This window comes from Pseudomonas sp. Sample_23, from assembly GCF_004307595.1.
Classification (GTDB): Bacteria; Pseudomonadota; Gammaproteobacteria; order Pseudomonadales; family Pseudomonadaceae; genus Aquipseudomonas; species Aquipseudomonas atacamensis.
The window spans coordinates 79326-97744 of sequence record NZ_RCNX01000035.1 but is presented as its reverse complement, the minus strand read 5'-3'; the positions used below and the strand labels follow the sequence as shown (position 1 = coordinate 97744).

22 protein-coding genes are annotated in these 18419 nt (G+C 61.4%); all 22 read left to right on the top strand.

What is annotated here, in order from left to right:
- Positions 1–81: 81 nt before the first annotated feature.
- The 22 genes from D8U82_RS08515 to D8U82_RS08410 all read left to right on the top strand — a co-directional run bounded on the left by D8U82_RS08515 (position 82) and on the right by D8U82_RS08410 (position 18387).
- Positions 82–2343 (top strand): phage tail tape measure protein, encoded by a 2262-nt coding sequence (locus tag D8U82_RS08515; protein ID WP_130887799.1) that lies wholly within the window; start codon positions 82–84, stop codon positions 2341–2343.
- A complete protein-coding gene (locus D8U82_RS08510; RefSeq protein WP_130887800.1) occupies positions 2343–2726 on the top strand; it encodes a phage tail protein in 384 nt (127 codons plus the stop codon). Before D8U82_RS08515 ends, D8U82_RS08510 begins: the two co-directional genes overlap by 1 nt.
- The gene (locus D8U82_RS08505; protein ID WP_016771432.1) at positions 2719–2931 is read left to right on the top strand and encodes a tail protein X; all 213 of its coding nucleotides are present in this window, start codon (positions 2719–2721) and stop codon (positions 2929–2931) included. The genes D8U82_RS08510 and D8U82_RS08505 overlap by 8 nt, the downstream gene beginning before the upstream one ends.
- A 9-nt stretch (positions 2932–2940) precedes the next feature.
- Positions 2941–3963 carry a phage late control D family protein gene (locus D8U82_RS08500; protein ID WP_130887801.1) on the top strand — a complete coding sequence of 341 codons (1023 nt, stop codon included), beginning with the start codon at positions 2941–2943 and terminating at the stop codon, positions 3961–3963.
- A 157-nt stretch (positions 3964–4120) separates the two neighbouring features.
- The gene (locus D8U82_RS08495; protein WP_130887802.1) at positions 4121–4705 is read left to right on the top strand and encodes a hypothetical protein; all 585 of its coding nucleotides are present in this window, start codon (positions 4121–4123) and stop codon (positions 4703–4705) included.
- Positions 4702–4884 carry a DUF2635 domain-containing protein gene (locus tag D8U82_RS08490; RefSeq protein WP_024011856.1) on the top strand — a complete coding sequence of 61 codons (183 nt, stop codon included), beginning with the start codon at positions 4702–4704 and terminating at the stop codon, positions 4882–4884. The genes D8U82_RS08495 and D8U82_RS08490 overlap by 4 nt, the downstream gene beginning before the upstream one ends.
- Positions 4884–6380, top strand: a complete 1497-nt coding sequence (locus D8U82_RS08485) for a phage tail sheath subtilisin-like domain-containing protein (RefSeq protein WP_130902029.1) — start codon at positions 4884–4886, stop codon at positions 6378–6380. Before D8U82_RS08490 ends, D8U82_RS08485 begins: the two co-directional genes overlap by 1 nt.
- 67 nt (positions 6381–6447) lie before the next feature.
- Positions 6448–6795 carry a phage tail tube protein gene (locus D8U82_RS08480; RefSeq protein ID WP_007908779.1) on the top strand — a complete coding sequence of 116 codons (348 nt, stop codon included), beginning with the start codon at positions 6448–6450 and terminating at the stop codon, positions 6793–6795.
- On the top strand, positions 6792–7088 hold the full coding sequence (locus D8U82_RS08475; RefSeq protein ID WP_024011858.1) for a phage tail assembly protein: 297 nt from the start codon (positions 6792–6794) through the stop codon (positions 7086–7088). The genes D8U82_RS08480 and D8U82_RS08475 overlap by 4 nt, the downstream gene beginning before the upstream one ends.
- A 130-nt stretch (positions 7089–7218) precedes the next feature.
- Positions 7219–8985, top strand: a complete 1767-nt coding sequence (locus D8U82_RS08470; protein ID WP_130902028.1) for a phage tail protein — start codon at positions 7219–7221, stop codon at positions 8983–8985.
- The gene (locus D8U82_RS08465) at positions 8982–10217 is read left to right on the top strand and encodes a DNA circularization N-terminal domain-containing protein (RefSeq protein ID WP_130902027.1); all 1236 of its coding nucleotides are present in this window, start codon (positions 8982–8984) and stop codon (positions 10215–10217) included. Before D8U82_RS08470 ends, D8U82_RS08465 begins: the two co-directional genes overlap by 4 nt.
- A gap of 4 nt (positions 10218–10221) precedes the next feature.
- A complete protein-coding gene (locus tag D8U82_RS08460) occupies positions 10222–11271 on the top strand; it encodes a phage baseplate assembly protein (protein ID WP_130902026.1) in 1050 nt (349 codons plus the stop codon).
- A gap of 151 nt (positions 11272–11422) precedes the next feature.
- Positions 11423–11932, top strand: coding sequence for a phage baseplate assembly protein (locus D8U82_RS08455; RefSeq protein WP_130887807.1), 510 nt, complete (start codon positions 11423–11425; stop codon positions 11930–11932).
- The gene (locus D8U82_RS08450; protein ID WP_071174563.1) at positions 11932–12330 is read left to right on the top strand and encodes a phage GP46 family protein; all 399 of its coding nucleotides are present in this window, start codon (positions 11932–11934) and stop codon (positions 12328–12330) included. Before D8U82_RS08455 ends, D8U82_RS08450 begins: the two co-directional genes overlap by 1 nt.
- Positions 12320–13366, top strand: coding sequence for a baseplate J/gp47 family protein (locus D8U82_RS08445; RefSeq protein WP_130902025.1), 1047 nt, complete (start codon positions 12320–12322; stop codon positions 13364–13366). Before D8U82_RS08450 ends, D8U82_RS08445 begins: the two co-directional genes overlap by 11 nt.
- Positions 13354–13953, top strand: a complete 600-nt coding sequence (locus tag D8U82_RS08440) for a putative phage tail protein (protein WP_024011865.1) — start codon at positions 13354–13356, stop codon at positions 13951–13953. The genes D8U82_RS08445 and D8U82_RS08440 overlap by 13 nt, the downstream gene beginning before the upstream one ends.
- Positions 13954–13966: 13 nt before the next feature.
- A complete protein-coding gene (locus D8U82_RS08435) occupies positions 13967–15061 on the top strand; it encodes a phage tail protein (protein WP_130902024.1) in 1095 nt (364 codons plus the stop codon).
- A gap of 7 nt (positions 15062–15068) precedes the next feature.
- Positions 15069–15641, top strand: a complete 573-nt coding sequence (locus D8U82_RS08430) for a tail fiber assembly protein (RefSeq protein WP_130902023.1) — start codon at positions 15069–15071, stop codon at positions 15639–15641.
- A 15-nt stretch (positions 15642–15656) separates the two neighbouring features.
- Entirely contained in the window at positions 15657–16583 is a 927-nt protein-coding gene (locus tag D8U82_RS08425; protein ID WP_071174567.1) for a hypothetical protein, read from the top strand.
- Entirely contained in the window at positions 16583–17053 is a 471-nt protein-coding gene (locus tag D8U82_RS08420) for a phage tail assembly chaperone (protein WP_125925215.1), read from the top strand. Before D8U82_RS08425 ends, D8U82_RS08420 begins: the two co-directional genes overlap by 1 nt.
- A complete protein-coding gene (locus tag D8U82_RS08415; RefSeq protein WP_125925216.1) occupies positions 17053–17940 on the top strand; it encodes a phage tail protein in 888 nt (295 codons plus the stop codon). Before D8U82_RS08420 ends, D8U82_RS08415 begins: the two co-directional genes overlap by 1 nt.
- Positions 17941–18387, top strand: coding sequence for a phage tail assembly chaperone (locus D8U82_RS08410; RefSeq protein ID WP_125925217.1), 447 nt, complete (start codon positions 17941–17943; stop codon positions 18385–18387).
- Positions 18388–18419 lie beyond the last annotated feature (32 nt).

The following is an 18419-nucleotide window of genomic DNA, read 5'->3' as shown; positions in this document are numbered from 1 at the left end:
CTGGAATGGGACGCCGAAAAGGCGTTGCGCCGCTACGACATAGCGATCACTCGCCTTGGCGTGAAACAGGAGTAGAGCGGCATGGCAGAGAGCAAATATGCGCTCACGTACGCCGGTGAGAGCGGCAATGCAACGGACGGATTTTCGTTGCCCGACAACCTCGGCAAACCGCTGCAGGATTTGAATGTGACGCTCGCGTTGGCAAGCGTGGATATTCGTTTGCTGACCCAGGAACAGATCAGGCTTCGCGAGTTGTTGGCAAGCCAGCAATCGCTATTCAAGGCCGGCGCTGCACCGGTCGCGAAGAGCGAACCAAAGTCAAAACTCAACGCCGGGATCGAGCAGCGTCCGCCGCCGAAGCTGATGCAGCCGGCGATGGCCAACGAGACTGCGCTGGTTGAACTCAATCAGTTGCTCAAGATGAGCAACGACCAGCTGCAAACGCATTCACAAAGCACTCTGGAACTCGCCAGCGAGAAACAGGTGGCGGCCAGTGGTGCCACCAACGCTGACCTGTTGCAAGTTCAAGTCGCCGCAGCACGATCCGGTATTGCCGATGGCGCCAAGGGTGAGCAACGGGCGAACGAGCTGAAGTGGTTCTCCCGTGATGCCGCGATCAACGCAGCGGCGTTCAGGATGGACGTCAAAACGGCTGGCGAGATGTTGGCGGCCTGGCGTTCATCGCTGAAGCTGGATCGCTATCAGAGCCAGGATCTGGCCGACGCAACGAGCTATCTCGGCAACAGTGGCCTGGATGCCAAGGCCGCCGACATCGGTTCGGTCGTGCAACGTTCCGGCGAGGCTGCAATTACTGCCGGTATGACTCCGGAACAAGCGGCCGCGTTTGCGGCGGCACTGCTCAACAGTGGCGCAGACAAGGAGGGCGCCAGCGCCGCGTTGAAGGGTGTTACTTCGCTGCTGGCGAAGGGCGCAGATGTATCGACCGAGCAACGTACGGCTCTGAGCCAGTTAGGGTTGAATCCCGAATCGTTGGCAGGAGAGATGCGCAAGGACGCTCCCGCTGCCATCAACTCGGTGCTTGCTGCACTCAATAAACAACCGCTGCAAGAACGGGCAACACTGACGAAGACGCTGTTTGGCGAAAACGACGTCAGAGTTCTTGAACTGCTGAAGAAACCAGAGGATGTAAAAAACGCATTCTCCCAAGTGGCCGACAAGCGCCAATACGCGACATCGGAACTGGGCGCCGATTCGGGGGCAGCCGCGAAATCCGCCGAAGTATTTGGCAATACGTCGCAAGGGCGCTGGAATGCGCTCGATGCGAGTCTGACCCGGATGACCACCGCATTCGGCACGGCATTGGCGCCGTTGGCCGATGGTGCCGCAGTGGTGCTCACCGCGCTGGCCAATGGCGTGAGTACTGCGGCGCAGGCTTTCCCGGCCCTTACTGCAGGATTGGTTCTGCTTGGTGCCGCTGCTCTTCCTTTTGTTGGAGGGGCGCTGAAAACCGGCGTTGCGTCAGTCATCGACACCGTTTCCGCGAAGCTGTTGCGTCTGGCGACGACGCGATTGCCCCCCGATATTGCTGATGCCATCGTCGGTGACGATGTCTCTGATGGCGGGCGGAAAAACAAACGAGCGGGTCGTCGACCGGGTCGACGCACGCCGGCCAGAACATCGACGCGCACGACAGTTCCACGCGCCAGTGGGAGCAGTCGTTTGGGGGGGCTCACGGCCAAGGTCGCGCCTCTGTTTGATGACATCAAAATGGGCTTCAAACTGTTCACCGATGGCTTGGGCAACAGCGAGATGGTATCGCGACTCAAAGGCGCCGTTGCCAAGCTTATGCCCTTGGTCGAAAGCGTTGGCGCCAAGGTCATGCCAAAAATCGCCCAAGCGCTGCCGGCGGTAAAACTGGGAGCGCCGCTGGCCATTGCGCACGCGGCCTATACCGGACTGAAAGGTTGGCGCGAAGGCGATGACCAAGCGGTCAAAGGTGCCGCCGGCGAGCTGGCCGGCACTGCCATTGGCGCCACGATCGGTACTTTCATTGCGCCCGGTATTGGGACATTCCTCGGTGGGACTCTGGGCGGAATACTCGGTTCTTACGTCGGTGAACAATGGGGCAAGCCTGCCGAGGACAAACTCGCGCCTCCCGCGCAAGTGGCCAAGGACCTGAGCAACGCTCAGACGCAAAACCAGCAGATCACCTATGCGCCGTCGATTCAGATCAGCGGCAGCGAAATCGCCAGCTCGGAAAAAGTCGGCGCGGTGATCTCTCAAGTGATGCAAAACCATTTCAGTACTCAGTTCATGTCGACAATGAGTACCAACCCCCTCGCCACCCGCCGCGACGCAGCCCTGACCGATGGAGTCGCCTGATGAAACAACAAATGGCACTGGGCAATTTCATCTTCGGCCTGTCGCGCAACTTTGCGTACCACCAGTTGCTGCGCAAGTCTGACGGCGGCTGGACCGAGATACAGATCCTCACCAGCAAACCCAAGTCCAGCCAGACCGGACAGAAACCGGAAACCCTGACCATTACCGGCAAGTCGATGTACGCCGTGGCCATGGATCGACTCGATGAGTTGCGTGCGCTACAGGCGCTGCGTACCCCGCTGCCGTTGATTGATGGCGTCGGTCGCAACTGGGGGTTGTGGCGGATCAATTCGGTTCAGGAAACACAGGGGCAGATCATCGATGACGGCACGGCGATGGTAGTCGATTGGGTCATCGAACTGGCGGAGTTCAACAATGCGTAAAGCACGAAGCGTGGCCGGTGATTCGGTGAATCTGCTGCTCTACCGCGAAACCGGGCGCAGTGATGACGCTGCCGAAGAAGCGCTGTGGAAGCTCAACCCGACCCTGGCCGAACACGGGCCGATTCTGCCCGCTGGCGTGTGGATCGTGCTGCCGGAACTGGATGTGAAACCCGCCGTGGTCAAAGCAGTAACGGCCTGGGATTAAGGAGGTGACATGGCACTGGGATTTACGCCCGCGGTAAATATCTACGGGGCCAACGCGGCCTTGCTCAATCAACGCCTGATCAGTTGGGAGCACATCGATGCCGCTGGATTCGAGTCCGATCAACTGACGCTGACCATCGATCTCGAGGGCCTTGAAGGGCTGCCGAGTCTGGGTGGAAAAATTGGCCTGCAAGTCGGTTATCGAGAAAACGCAATGGTCGATAAAGGCCAGTTCAAAGTGACGCGTCTGACGCCGACGCTGTTTCCGTTTCGCCTCACCCTGGTGGCCACTGCGGCGCCATTCAGCAAGGATGATGAAACCGGCTTCAAGCAGCGCCGCACCGCCAGTCATGGGCCAACGACGCTGGGTGGATTATTTCGCAAGCTGGTGGAGTCGCACGGTTTTTCGCCACGGGTTGCGCCGGAGATTTCGTTGATCCGCATCGAGCACATCGACCAGTCCAACGAAACTGATATGGGTTTCGTCACGCGGCTGGCGAAAAAATACAACGTCGTCGCCAAGCCGTATGGCGATGTCTATGTGCTGGCGCGGCCCGGGCAGACCAAGTCTTTGTCGGGGCAGATTCTGCCGGACGTGACGCTGTCGGTTACCCACAACAATCGCCCCGGTGATCACGCATTCATCAGCGCCACGCTGGAAGAATCGGCCCGCGAGCAGGCCAAGGGCTGCAAGACCTGTTTCTGGGATGCGGCGGCCGGGGTGTTGCGTTGGGTCGAGACGGGCGTAGCGCCGTTCAAGACGCTGCGCCAGAAGCAGCCCAGCGAAGCGGATGCCATCGCAGTAGGCGAGGGCGAAGTACGAAAGATGTTGCGCCACAAGTACAAAGTGAAAATCACCTGCCCGGGCGATCCACGCCTGGCGGCCGAAGGTCTGCTGTTGCTCGATGAGAGCTGGCCGGACTTCATGCGCGGACGCTGGTCGATCGACAAGGTCACCGCCAGCGGCAGTCGCGAGAACAGCTATCGCTGCCTGATTGATGCGTCGTGCCTGGATCCGAAGGCGGAACAGTAATCCTGAACCGAGTGCTTATTCCTGTGGGAGCGAGCCTGCTCGCGAAAGGGGCGTCAGCTTCAGCATCGATGTGACTGATCGACCGCTTTCGCGAGCAGGCTCGCTCCCACAGGGACTGCGGCGTTCACTGTAATTTCTCTTACTTCGGAACACCCCCATGAAGATCACCCCGATCCTCACGCAATTGCGTGGGCAATGCCCTGGGCTTGCCAATCATATTTCGGTGGGTGTCGATCTGGCGTTGCTGCAAAGCAACACCGATCTGCCAACACCTTCGGCCCACGTGCTGCCAATCGCCGATCTGGCCAGCAACAGCACCACCCAAAACCTCACCACCCAACCAATCCGCGACCGCTTTGAAATCGTCCTGGCCCTTGACGCTACCGACGCGACAAAAGCGCTGGATGGGTTGCACGACCTGCGCGCTGAACTGTGGCGCGCGCTGGTGGGGTTCAAGCCCGATGCCGACTACAGCGCCATCGCCTACGACGGCGGCGAGATGGTCTCGATCAACAGCAGCCGTGCCTTCTATCGGCTGCGTTTTTATGCCGAGTTCCAGCTCGGCCGCAATCTGCCAAGTCAGCCTGCGGAGAGTTGGCACGAGCGCGAACTGGACGCTTTGTCGTCCTTTACCGGGATGACGGTGCGGGTCGATGCGATCGATCCGGCTGACCCCAACCTGCACCGCCCGGGTCCGGATGGCCGGGTGGAAATGACTTTCTCTGGAGACGTAAACCCATGAGCAACCGCATCACCGTAGTGCCGGCCGCTGGCCGTGTCGTACCTGACCCGGAGGCGGGCGACCTGTTGCCGGCTGCAGGCCGTGAAGTGCTGGACAGCGCCTGGTGGCGCCGGCGTCTGGCCGACGGCGATATCACACTCAAAACCGCAAAAGCGGCTAAACCACAGGGAGCCAAATAATGGCGATCGGATTCAGCAACATCCCGGCGGACATTCGTGTGCCGCTGTTCTATGCCGAAATGGACAACTCGGCCGCCAACAGCGCGACCTCGGCCATGCGCCGTTTGATCGTCGCCCAGGTCAACGACAATATTGCCCCGAGTGAAGTCGGCAAACTGGTGCTGGTTTCCAGCGTGGCGCTGGCGAAAAGCATCGGCGGCCAAGGCTCGATGCTCGCCTCGATGTACGAGACCTTCCGCAAGGCCGACCCGATCGGCGAGATCTGGTGCCTGCCGCTGCACAACACTGAAGGCGCAATCGCCAAGGGTGCGCTGACCCTGACCGGCACTGCGACTCAGGCGGGCATGCTCAACCTGTATGTCGGCGGCGTGCGCGTGCAGGCCACCGTGGTCAATGGCGCCACCGCCGCGCAAGCGGCCACCGCACTGGCGCAGAAAATCAACGCCACTGCCGACCTGCCAGTCAGCGCTGCCGCTGCGGAAGGTGTGGTCACCCTGAACGCCAAATGGACCGGCGACAGCGGCAACGACATCAGCCTGCAATTCAATCGCCTGGGCAAGAGCAACGGCGAAGAAACCCCGGCTGGCCTGACCAGCGCAATCACCGCCATCACCGGCGGCGCCGGTGTGCCGGATCAGATCGCCGCCGTCGCGGCTCTAGGCGATGAGCCATTCGAATTCATCGCCTTGCCGTGGTCCGATCTGGCGACCCTCAATACCTGGCAAGCGGTCATGGATGACAGCACCGGTCGCTGGTCGTGGGCCAAGCAACTGTTCGGTCACGTCTACAGCGCCAAGCGCGGCACCGTTGGCACTCTGGTCGCCGCAGGCCAGGCCCGCAACGATCAGCACATGACCATTCAGGCGCTGGAGCCGGGCGTACCGCAACCGTTCTGGGTGCAGGCCGCCGCGCTGGCTGCGCGCACGGCGGTGTTCATCTCCGCCGACGCCAGTCGTCCGACGCAAAGCGGCAGTCTGCCGGGCGTTGACCCGGCGCCGGCAAGCGAGCGCTTCACCCTGACCGAGCGTCAGTCGCTGCTCAACTACGGCATCGCCACCGCCTACTACGAGGGCGGTTACGTGCGCATCCAGCGCTCGATCACCACCTACCAGAAGAACGCCTACGGCCAGGCCGACAACTCCTATCTGGACAGCGAAACCATGCACCAGTCGGCGTTCATCGTGCGTCGTCTGCAAAGCGTGATCACCAGCAAATACGGCCGCCACAAACTGGCCTCCGACGGCACCCGTTTCGGCGCCGGCCAACCGATCGTCACGCCAGCGACCATTCGCGGCGAACTGATCGCGCAGTACGCCAAGCTCGAACTCGAAGGCCATGTGGAGAACGCCGAGCTGTTCGCCGAGCACCTGATCGTCGAGCGCGACGTGCAGGACCCGAGCCGCGTGAACGTGCTGTTCCCGCCGGATTACATCAACGGCCTGCGCGTGTTCGCACTGCTCAACCAGTTCCGTCTGCAGTACGACGACGCGGCCTGATCCGCGCAGTCGGCGTTAAGCATGCAGCCCACCTCGCGTGGGCTTTTTATTTGAAGGGAGAAACACCATGGGTCAACTGATTGCAGGCACCTGCTACGTCAAGGTCGACGGCGCACAACTGACCATCAATGGCGGCTGCGAAGCGCCGCTGATGGCCGTCAAACGTGAAACCGTCGTGCCCGGTTTCTACAAGGAAACCGACATCGCGCCGTCGTTCAAAGTGACCGCGCTGCACACCGCCGACTTCCCGCTGAAGAAGCTGATCGAAGGCACCGATATCACGGTCACCTGCGAGTTCAGCAACGGCAAAGTCTACGTGCTGGCCGGCGCCTATCTGGTCGAGGAGCCAGTCTCCAAGGGCGACGACGCCACCATCGAACTGAAATTCGAAGGCATCAAGGGGACCTGGCAATGAGCGCCGCCGTGAAGCTTCAAGTAGCAATCGAAGCCCACGGCGAGCCTCTGACCGAACTCGTTCTGCGCCGTCCGACGGTGCAGGAAGTGCGAGCGATCAAGGCGCTGCCGTACAAGATCGACAAGAGCGAAGAAGTCAGCCTCGACATGGACGTGGCGGCCAAATACATCGCCGTATGCGCCGGCATCCCGCCGTCGTCGGTCAACCAGCTCGATCTGGCTGACCTCAATGCGCTGAGCTGGGCCGTCGCGAGTTTTTTCATGAGTGCGGCGTCGGCGCCATCACCGACCTGATCGCCGTCGCCTATGACCTGGCCTGGTTCTGGAAGGTTGACCCCGAACAGATGATGGCCAGGCCACTGGATGTGCTCCGCGAATCGCTGGAGCACGCGCAACGGATCAATGCGATGCAGCAGGTGCAGTGATGGCAGACGAAGAGAAGAAAACCCCGAAACCGGTGCTGATCACCGGCATCGATGAACTCTCGCCCAAACTGGGCGCCCTGCGCATGAAGGTTGAGAGTTTTAAAAACAATCTCGAGCAGACCGGCCTCGGCAAACTGGACATCAGTGGTCTGTTCAACGGCGGCAGCGTGATCACGCCGTTTGTAGACGGCATCAAATCGGCCGCAGCGTTCCAGGGAAAATTGAGCGAAGTCAGCGACACGGCGAAAACCGTCGACCTGCCCGCCGCGCCGACGGCAGCAACGCAGAACATGAACGTGTTCAGTGCGTCGATGCAGAAGGTTTCGGCGGCGGTGGACGCTGCGCTGGTGCCGGCGGTGGGGGCGTTGGTGGTCGGACTGGAGCCGATGCTGACGCAGGTCGGCAGCCTGCTCGCCGACAATCCGAAACTGGTCGAGGGCCTGGCGGCGGGGGCGATTGCCTTCTCCGCCATGCAAACCGCGGTCACCGGTATGACCCAGGTGATGGACGTCATGAGCATGGTGCTCAAGACCAACCCGATCATGCTGATCGCCATGGGCATTGCCGTGGCGGCCGGTTTGATCGTGGCCAACTGGACACCGATCAGCGCGTTTTTCACAGGGATGTGGGAAGGCGTGAAAAACATCGGTGCGAGTGCGATGGCGACGTTGCGCTCGGTACTAGACTGGCGACCGCTGGCGGCACTGGCTGCGCTGTGGGAACCGGTCACGGGATTTTTCTCGGCTATCTGGGACAAGGTCACGGTCGTGACGGCGCCAGTGATCGACTTCTTCAAGTCGGTTTTCGCGTGGTCGCCTGCGGGGATGATCATCGAAAACTGGGGGCCGCTGACCGGTTTGTTCTCGGCGATCTGGGAATTGCTCGAGGCCTTGAGTGTGCCGGTGATGGCGTTTCTCAGAAACCTGTTCGATTTCTCGCCGATGCAGATGATTACCGATGCGTGGGGTGGTGTCGTGACGTTCTTCGAACCGATGTTCACCACGCTGCAATCGGCCGTACAAAGCACCCGGGATATCCTGCGCACGCTGTTCGATTTTTTCCCGATGGAAATGCTCACCAGCGCCTGGGGTGGAGTTGTCGGGTTCTTCGAACCGATCTGGATGGCGCTGCAAACGTCTGTGCAGCGAGTCAGGGGCTTTTTCACCAGCCTGTTCGAGTGGTCACCGCTGGAGCAGATTGCCCAGTATTGGCAGCCGATCGGTGAGGTCTTTTCGGCGCTCTGGGGCGTTGTGTTGGCGCTGTCCGCGCCGGTCGTGGACTTTCTGCACAGTCTGTTCGAATGGAAACCGCTGGATCAGATCATCGAGAGTTGGGGGCCGATCACCGAGTGGTTCGGCGAGTTGTGGCAAAAGCTGCAAACCGTTATTGCGCCGATCAAAGAGCTGTTCGACGGCGGCTTTGCCGGACTGATCGCCAAGGTCACCGGCAAGGTTGAAACTTTCACTGAAGCACAACGCCAGACCAATGCCGAAGGCAAAGGCGAACTGGCGCCGGCGTTCTTCGCTGCCAGTCCGGCGCCTGCTGGCAACGGCACACTGCAAAGCGGTTCGTTGCCACAAACCTCCAGCGCGCTGATCCAGCAAAGCGCCGCCAACAACCGCACGCAGCTCGAAGGCGGGCTGACGGTGCGCTTCGAAAATGCGCCGGCCGGCCTGCGCACCGAACAACCGCAAACCAATCAACCTGGCCTGGCCGTGTCTTCACGCATCGGCTATCGCTCACTGTCGATGGGAGATTCCCAATGAACTGGCGTGATCGTTTATTGCCGGCATCCTTTCGCGGTGTCGGTTTCTGGATCGACCAGGCGAAAACCCCGGTCGGGCGCAAAGGGCAGTTGCATGAATACCCGCAACGCGACCTGCCGTTTTTCGAGGACCTCGGCCAGCAGGCCAAGACCCACGATCTGACCGCGTTCATCATCGGCCCCGATTGCCTCGAGCAGCGCGACAAGTTGCTCAAGGCGCTGGAGCAGGGCCGTGGCGAACTGGTGCATCCGTGGCTCGGACGCCTGCAAGTCAAGGTCGGCGAATGCGACATGACCCACACCCGCCAGGACGGTGGGTTGGTGACGTTCGCCTTGAAGTTCTATCCCGACCAACCCCTGCCGTTTCCGACAGCCACGGTCAGCACGCAGAAAGTGCTGCTGGCCAAAGCCGACGGTCTGCTGGGTTCAGCGGTGGCGCGTTTCGAACAGGCGATGACTTTGATCAAGGCTGCGCGGATCGGCATCACCAACCTGCGCAACAGCCTCACCGGGGTTTACGAGGTGATCAAGGAGCAACTGAAACCTTTGATCGAGCAGTACCGCCAGATCACTGAGCTGGTCAAGGCCGTGAAGGAGCTGCCCAAGGAAGTGGCGGCGGAATTCAAGGGTTTGCTCGGCGATATCAAGGAGCTGAAAGCGTTCGCCAAGGAAGGCTACCGTGGCGTGATAGCCGACGTGTCGCAGCAGCTCGAAGCGATTCGCAAGGCTGATGCGCCGAAGATCACCACGGGCAAGGACACCAATGCCGCCGCGCAGGCGATGGCCGATCTGGTGCAGGACACGATGCTGGTCAAAGTGGCGCAGTGGGTGGCGTCGATGCCGGTGGCGACCACGCCGGTGAAGCTGGCGTCGACACCGTCGGTGGCTCAACAGTCGACGTCGCCGGTCAGCCGTCAGGAAGTCCCTGTCAGCGATGACATGCAAGCCTTGCGCGCTGCGGTAACTGCCGCCATTGATCCAATGCTGGCGAAAGCCGGACCTGCGCACTTCCAGGCCATCAACGATGTAAAGGAAGCGCTCGTGGCTCATCTCAAAGCGGTGGCGTCCTCCGGCGTGCGTCAAGTCAGCAAATCGTTTCAGGAAAGCTTTCCGGCAGTGGTCGTGGCCTACAAACAGTTTGGCGACGCCACGCGGGTCGAAGAAGTGACTCAGCGTAACGCGATTACCCATCCCGGTTTCTCGCCCAACGATGTGAAAGTCTCGCGGGAGTGATGCCATGAACGAGATGGACAATCACGTCACGCTGACGGTCAACAATATGGAATACGGCGGCTGGAAAAGCGTCGAAATCACTGCTGATCTGGAGCGTCAGTTCCGCACTTTCAAACTCGACATCACCTGGCAATGGCCAGGGCAGGCCGTAGACCAAAGGATCAAACCCGGCGACCCCTGCGAGGTAAAAATCGGCAAGGACCTGGTGCTCACCGGTTACGTGTTCAAAGCACCGATCCGCTATGACGGGCGGCAGATCAGCCTGACCATCGAAGGCAGTTCCAAGACCCAGGATCTGGTCGATTGCGCCGCTCGCAACCTGCCCAGCCAATGGCAGCAACAACCCTTGCTGACTATCGTCCGCGATCTGGCGAGCGAATATGGGCTGTCAGTGGTCAACGAGATCAGCGAAACCACACGCCTGACCAAACACACCATCGTGCCGGGTGAAACGGCATTCCAGTCGATCGACCGATTGCTCTCGCTGCTGCGGGTGTTTTCCACCGACAACGAGCTGGGCCAGTTGGTGCTGGCCAAACCCGGCAGCGGCGGCCGCGCCAGCGATGCGCTGGAGCTGGGCAAGAACATCCTGTCGGCCAGTGCGCCAATGGATTTCAGCCAGGTGTTCTCCGAGTACCGGGTGATCGGCCAGCAAAAAGGCTCGGATGCGAAGAGCGGCGCGGCGGTCAGCGAAGTCGAGTCGACCGCGGCTGACCTGAGTTTCAAACGTCGACGCACCACGGTGATCAATGAAGGCACGCAACTGACCTTTGAGTTGGCGCAGCAGCGTGCTCTATGGGAAAGCGCGACCCGCATGGGCCGCGCACAGACCACCACCTATCAGGTGCAGGGCTGGCGGCAGAGCAATGGCGATTTGTGGCGCCATAACACGCTGGTCAAGGTCAAGGATCCGGTGCTCGATTTCGATGGCGACATGCTGATCTCCAAGGTCACTTATTCGCTGTCGGCGCAGGGTTCGGTGACCACGTTGCAAGTTGCCCCGCCGCATACCTTTGATCCGGATCCGACTCCCCCGAAGCAAACCCAGGCCTGACGCAGGATCCTGCTGGCGACAATGGCCCCTGTGGGAGCGGGCTTGCCCGCGATAGCGGTCGTGACAACAAATACATTTTTTCCCTGACACACCGCCATCGCGGGCAAGCCCGCTCCCACAGGGTTTGTGTCGACAAAGTCTAAGGAAACCCATGAGCCTACTGATACGCCTGCTGGCGCGCGGCACTGTCGTGCTCGCCAATTCGGCAACCAAGCTGCAATCGCTGCAAATGCGCCTCACCGCCGGTGAAATCAACGACGACCTCGAACACTTCGAACCCTATGGTTTCACCAGCCATCCGCTCGCCGGTGCTGAAGGGGTCGTCACCTTCATCGGCGGCGACCGTTCCCATGCCATCGCCCTGGTCATCGCCGACCGCCGCTATCGCCTGCAAGCACTCGCTGCCGGTGAAGTGGCGATCTACACCGACGAGGGCGACAGGATTCACTTCAAGCGCGGGCGGATCATCGACATCGAAACCGCCACGCTGAACATCCGCGCCAGCAGCGCGGTGAACTTCGACACACCGGTGATCAACCAGACCGGCAAGATCGTCTCCACCGGTGATCAACTGGCCGGCGGCATCAGCCAGATCAAACACGTGCATGTTGGCGTCCAGGCCGGTAACGGTCAGACCGGCGCGCCGGCAGGAGGTCAGTGATGTTCATCAGCCAGAACCTCCATGCCGCACTGACCCGCGCGGTGCTGATCAGCCTGTTCACCTGGCGTCGCGCCGCCGATGACGACGCCCTCGATGACGAGGAGCGCTTCGGCTGGTGGGGCGACAGTTTTCCCACGGTTGCCGACGATCGCATCGGCTCGCGGCTGTGGCTGCTGCGCCGGGTCAAGCTGACCCGACAAACGCAGATGGACGCCGAGTTCTATGCCCGCGAAGCCCTGCAATGGCTGCTCGACGACGGCCACTGCAGCGCCATCGACATCCTCAGCGAACGCCTCGACGCCCAGCGCCTGAACCTGCGCACGGTCCTGACCCTGGCCGACGGTGAACGTCTGGACATCAACCCCGATAACAGTTGGCAGGTGATCTATGCCGTTTGAAACCCCTTCGCTGCCGGTGCTGATCAAGCGCACCCAAAGCGACCTGGCCGGCGATTCGCTGCGCCAGTCCGATGCGCAAGTGCTCGCCCGCACCCTCGGCGGCGCCGCTTATGGTCTGTACGGTTATCTCGACTGGATTGCCGAGCAGATCCTGCCCGACAAAGCCGATGAGTCAACCCTGGAACGCATCGCCGCGCTGCGCCTGAATCAGCCGCGCAAAGCTGCGCAAGTGGCCACCGGCAGCGTCAGTTTTACCGCCGCTCCCGGCGCGGTGCTCGACGTTGACACGCTGCTGCAAGCGAACGATGGCCGCACCTACAAAGTCACCGCCGCGCGCACCACGGTCAATGGCAGCAACAACACCACAATTGCCGCGTTGGAGGCCGGCAGCCTCGGCAACGCTGACGCCGGTCTGACGCTGACCCCGGTGCAGCCGATTGCCGGGATTGTCGGCAACAGCTTCGTGGTGCTGGCGCCGGGCCTCAGCGGCGGTGTGGCGCGGGAAAGCCTCGAATCGCTGCGCTCGCGGGTCATCCGTTCCTACCGCGTGATTCCCCACGGTGGCGCGGCCAGCGACTACGAAACCTGGGCACTGGAAGTGCCGGGTGTGACGCGGGCGTGGTGCCGTGGTGGCTTGCTCGGCCCAGGCACCGTAACCGTGTTCATCATGCGCGACGACGAGCCGCAACCGGTGCCGAACGATGAGCAGTTGGCGGAGGTTCAGGAGTACATCGAACCGCTGCGTCCGGTGACCGCGGAAGTGCACGTGCAGCGACCGGTTCAGGTGCCGGTGGTGTATCGCTTCAAGAGCGTCAATCCGGACACCACTGCGGTGCGCGCCGCCGTCGAAGCGCAGTTGCGCGATCTGCACAACCGCGAGGCTGACCTCGGCGTGCCGCTGCTGATCAGCCATATCCGCGAAGCCATCAGCAGCGCCGGCGGCGAATACGATCACACGCTCACTGCTCCAGCCGCTGACGTGCCGGCCGGGCAGAGCGAACTGCTGACCTTCGGAGGCTGCGTATGGGGGGCATAAGAACCGCCGCGCAATACCAGGCGCAGTTGCGCGCCTTGCTGCCCAGTGGCCCGGCATGGGATCCGGAACGGGTGCCGGAACTCGAAGAAGTGTTGCAAGGCGTCGCCGTCGAACTGGCCCGTCTGGATGCGCGCGCCGCCGACCTGCTCAACGAAATGGACCCGGCCGGCGTCAGCGAACTGGTGCCGGACTGGGAGCGGGTGATGAACCTGCCCGACCCGTGCCTGGGCACCACGCCCCTGTTCGACGACCGCCGCCTCGCCGTACGCCGCCGCCTGCTCGCGGTCGGCAGCCAGGCTGTCGGCTATTACCTCGACATCGCCAAAAGCCAGGGTTACCCCAACGCCAGCATCACCGAACACGAAGCCCCACGCATGGGCCGCGCCCGGTTTGGTTCGGCGCACTGGGGCACCTGGGAAGCGCAATTCATGTGGACGCTCAACACCGGCGGCCGCCTGCTGCTCGGCCGGCGTTACGGCGCGAGCTACTGGGGCGAGCGCTTCGGCGTCAACCCCGGCTCGGCGCTGGAATGCCTGATCCACCGCAGCGCGCCGGCGCATACCAAGGTGCACATCAATTATGACTAGGAAGGAATGAGGGATGGATTATCCGAAGAGTGTGCCGAGCGTAGGCCTGGTCGATGGACGGTTTGTTGATGAAAACCCGGTTGCGGGGACGCCGGGCTCGTTGATTCCGGCCGTGTGGGGTAACAGCGTGACTCAGGAAATCCTGAGTGTGATTACCGGCGGGGGGCTGGAGGCTTCCGAAGCGGACAACGGTCAGTTGTTCAAGGCGATTCAGGCGATTGTCGGCGGCGCCAGTCCGATGCGTTCGGTGATTACCCGGCTGGCGGCCACGAAAACGCTCAGCGAACAAGAACTCGGGCTCGTGCTGATCGACGGCAGTCCCGGTTCCGTCACGTTGACGCTGCCGCCCGCCAATGCCGCGCTAGGTGTGCGCGATGTGATCGTTCGCCGGGTGGACAATAGTGGCAGTCGCATGGTGATCCAGGCGGCCGGTACTGACCGGATCCGTTTTCATACCCACCTCTCGCCGAATGGTTATGCGTTTTTCGTATTGATGGGGAGTGGCGATTGGTGGCATTTGCGCAGTGATGGGGCAGGGAATTGGTGGCCAGTGGGGCGTTACGACAACACCCCTGTTGGCAGGCCATTTTTCGACACGACCATCGCGCTTAGTCCGGGCGGATACGGTGCGTTGAATGGCGCCGTCATGAAGCGCGCTGAATGGCCGTGGCTGTGGGACCACGCTCAGCAATCAGGAATGCTTGGATCGGAAGCTTTGCGCGCGGGCACTGAAGGGAAATGGACCACGGGTGACGGTGCCACTACATTTCGCGGCCCTGAGGGCCGGGGCGAATTCCTGCGGGTGCTGGACGAAGGGCGTGGTGTTGACTCGGGGCGTGTGATGGGGACTTTTCAGCCCGGCTCGACTCACTCCTTTGCCTTGGGCGCGAACGGCGGCGGGGCAGTGGGCTCGCGCTGGTCGGACAGCCTGATCGGCTTCGGCGCCGACACCCGTGAAGAAGCTCAACACGTTTCCGGGCTCGTCAATGGCGGCCCCACCTTCCCGGCCGGAACCAACTATCAAATGGATCCCGGCGCCACGCTGCTTTACACGTTCAAATCCCGCCCCCGCAACATCGCCTATCCCGGCCGCATCAAACTCATCTGAGGCGCATATGTTCAATTATCTATTTGATGGCTCGGGTGCCCTGTCCGGGCCGGTCGAGTTTCCCCTCACGCCTGGAATAGGCATTCAGCTTCCCGCCAACGCGGTCGAGCTGACGTACGAATTGCCGGAACCGGAAGCCGGTCGCAGCTGGGCGTTGATCAATGGCATCCCGCGCGAAGTGGTTGACCGCCGTGGTTTGGTCTACCGCAAGGATGGTGGTGCTCAGCAGGTCTGGACCGAGCTGGGCGAGCTACCTGACGCTCTGACGGCAGAGCCGTGGCCCGGAGATTTTCATGTTTGGCGCGACAACGCCTGGCAGCCTGATGAGCAGATCCGCCTGGCGGATGCAAGGGAGCGGATCCTGGCAACACGCGACGGGTTGCTGCGCGACGCTGTTCTGCGCATCGCGCCCCTGCAATACGCCGAAGACATCGGCGACGCCAGCCACGACGAACAATTGCTGCTGATCGAGTGGAAACTCTACAGCGTCGAGCTGAACCGCATCGAAAAGCAGAGCGGTTTTCCCCACGTGGTCACCTGGCCGGTGGTGCCTGGTGCCACGGTAGCCGTGATTGCATAACCAGGAGCCGGACAAATGGATTATCCGAAAAGTATCCCCGGGGTGGGACTGGTCAACGGTGGCTTTGTTGATGAAAACCCCGTCGCTGGAACGCCGGGTTCGTTGATTCCCGCTGCGTGGGGCAACAGCGTTACACAAGAGATTCTCAACGTGATCAAGGCGGCCGGGTTGACACCCGATGAGGCCAAAACGGATCAACTCGCCAGTGCGATCGGTGCACTGGTCGATTTCACCAAACTGAAAAATACCCCGACCACATTGGCCGGTTACGGCATCACCGATGCGGTGGGGCGGCTGCTGGCGGTCAGGCAGTTCGAGAAGGTCGGGATTACGCTTTACAAGCCAAACCCCAAAGCCAAGAGGATCCATGTGCGGCTGGTCGGCGCGGGGGGGAGCGGTGGTGGGTGTTCGCCCGTTGCCGCCGGTTATCAGGGTATTGGTGGCGGCGGAGGCTCTGGGGCCTTTGCTCAAAGCCTGTATGACGTGACCCCGGAAATACTTGCAGGCGTGCCCGTTACGCTGGGTGGCGGTGGCGCTGCGAGTAATGTGATGGGGCTGGCCGGCGGAGGTGCTTCGTTCGGCACCTACATGAGCGCTGCGGGCGGTGGAGGCGGGCAGGTCCTTACCGTCGCCGTAACAGCCACAACAGTTGGTTTCGTTCAGGGCGGTGCAGGAGGGCAAGCCGTCACAGGCGGCAATCTTGCCAATGCTAGGGGCGCACCAGGCGAATACGCAATGTACAACGCCAATTGGGGCGTCCTCTCGGGTGCGGGCGGTGCCAGCCCGTATGACGGCGGTGGTACCCGAGTGGGGGTCAACGGGATTGGCATCACCGGCGGACGCGGTTCCGGCGGCAGCGGCTCCTGTTCGACCAACGCTTCGGCTGCCGTACTCAGTGGCGCCGGCGGCAACGCCTTCTGTGAAATCTGGGAGTACGAATAATGGCCATTTATGCACGGGTCGAGAACGGCGTGGTCGTCGAACGGATCGACGCCGGTGAGTACGCCATCTGCGAGCTGTTTGCTCCATCCTTCGTCGAGACAATGGTTCGCGTGCCGGAGGGTCAAGAGGTCGAGATCGGTGCGCCGATCAGCGGCCTTCCGACAGTCGCCGAAGAGCTGCCTGCACAGCAGAGCCGTGTGGTAGCTCAGGCTCCCATTGTTGCGGAAGAGGAACCTGCGGCCGCACTTGTCTGGCGCCAAGCCTCTCTGGCCACGACCGAATGGTTAGTCACGCGGCATCGCGATGAACAGGATCTGGGACGCGGCACATCGCTCAAGCCCACGCAGTATCTGGAACTGCTTGAGTACCGACAGGCATTGCGCGACTGGCCTGACTCAGCGCTTTTCCCGGCGTTGAATGCCCGCCCTCTGGCACCCGCATGGCTCGCTATCAAAACAGGAGAACAGTAATGGATTACCCAAAAAGCGTCCCCAGCGCAGGGTTGGTGGATGGTAGCTTTGTTGATGAAGACCCGCTGAACGGCAGACCGGGATCGCTGATTCCGGCGAGTTGGGGCAATGGTGTCACCCAGGAAATCCTGAATGTCGTTCAAGCCGGCGGGCTGACGCCGAGTGAAGCGTCCAACACGCAAATGCTGGGCGCACTGCGCAGCGCCCAGCTTTTTAGGACCGCCGCACCTTTCGATATCAGCCGTTCGGCGGCGACTTGCGAGTATGTTCAGCGGGCTCTTGGCAACTACGCGGGGGCGCGTGACATCCTTGCCACTACGCAACTAACTCTCGCTGACCTGGGCTGGTCGTTAGGTCTGGGTGGTAACTCGCCTTACACCGTGACCCTGCCGGACATCGACAAGGTTCCAATGGGCGCCGCCATTGCATTTCACTGCCGCAGCAATGCACCGGTCACGATTGCTCACCCGGGCGCCGCCAAGATAAGCCCGCAGGGCGTCTTGTTGAATTCGATAGTGATCAACAGTGGCGAGAGCGCCACCATCGTCAGGGAAAGTGGAGCCTGGGCGGTACACGGGACGGCGAGTCTGAAATATGCCTCGCTTTTTTCCGGATTGACGAGTGCCCAGGGATATCAAAAACACGCCAGCGGCAATATCGATCAATGGGGCTCAGGTCTGTCGAATGCTGCGGGACTGGTCTACGTGACATTTCCAATCTCGTTTCCGAGGGCCTATTTCTCGCTCGTGGCCACACATGCGGGAGGCGATACCGCAATGATCGTGCTGAATGCCGCCAACCAGCAGGGCTGCACCTTGAAAATTCGCGATGCGAATGCGCAGTTGGCTGCCAATTGCACCGTCAACTATTTTGTAAAGGGCTATTGAATGAACACCTTCAACGTTTTATTCAGCGCCACCACCCGAGGTGTTTACGTACCCGGCATCAACTCGACGGACATCCCCGACGACGTCATCGAAATTCCTCACGGCTACTGGATCTCGCTGCTGCAGCAACTGGCGGTCAGCGCGAAAATGATCGGGGTGCGTGCGGACAACGGCTACCCGATTCTGGTTGATCCACCGCCAGCCTCGGCAAAAGAAGTCGAGGACATGGAGCGTCTATGGCGTGATGCGCAATTGGCAGCCACCGATGGCATGGTTGCACGCGATCGCGATGAACTGGAGGATGGCGGTGGCACGACGCTGACTACTGAACAATATGCTGAACTGCAAGGCTATCGACGTGAATTACGCGATTGGCCGCAAGGGTCCTCTTTTCCCTTCAGCGAGCATCGCCCGGTGGCGCCGCGTTGGTTGGTAGCGGCGCTCTGACCCAGCGTCACTTCACGAATACTTTCGCGGAA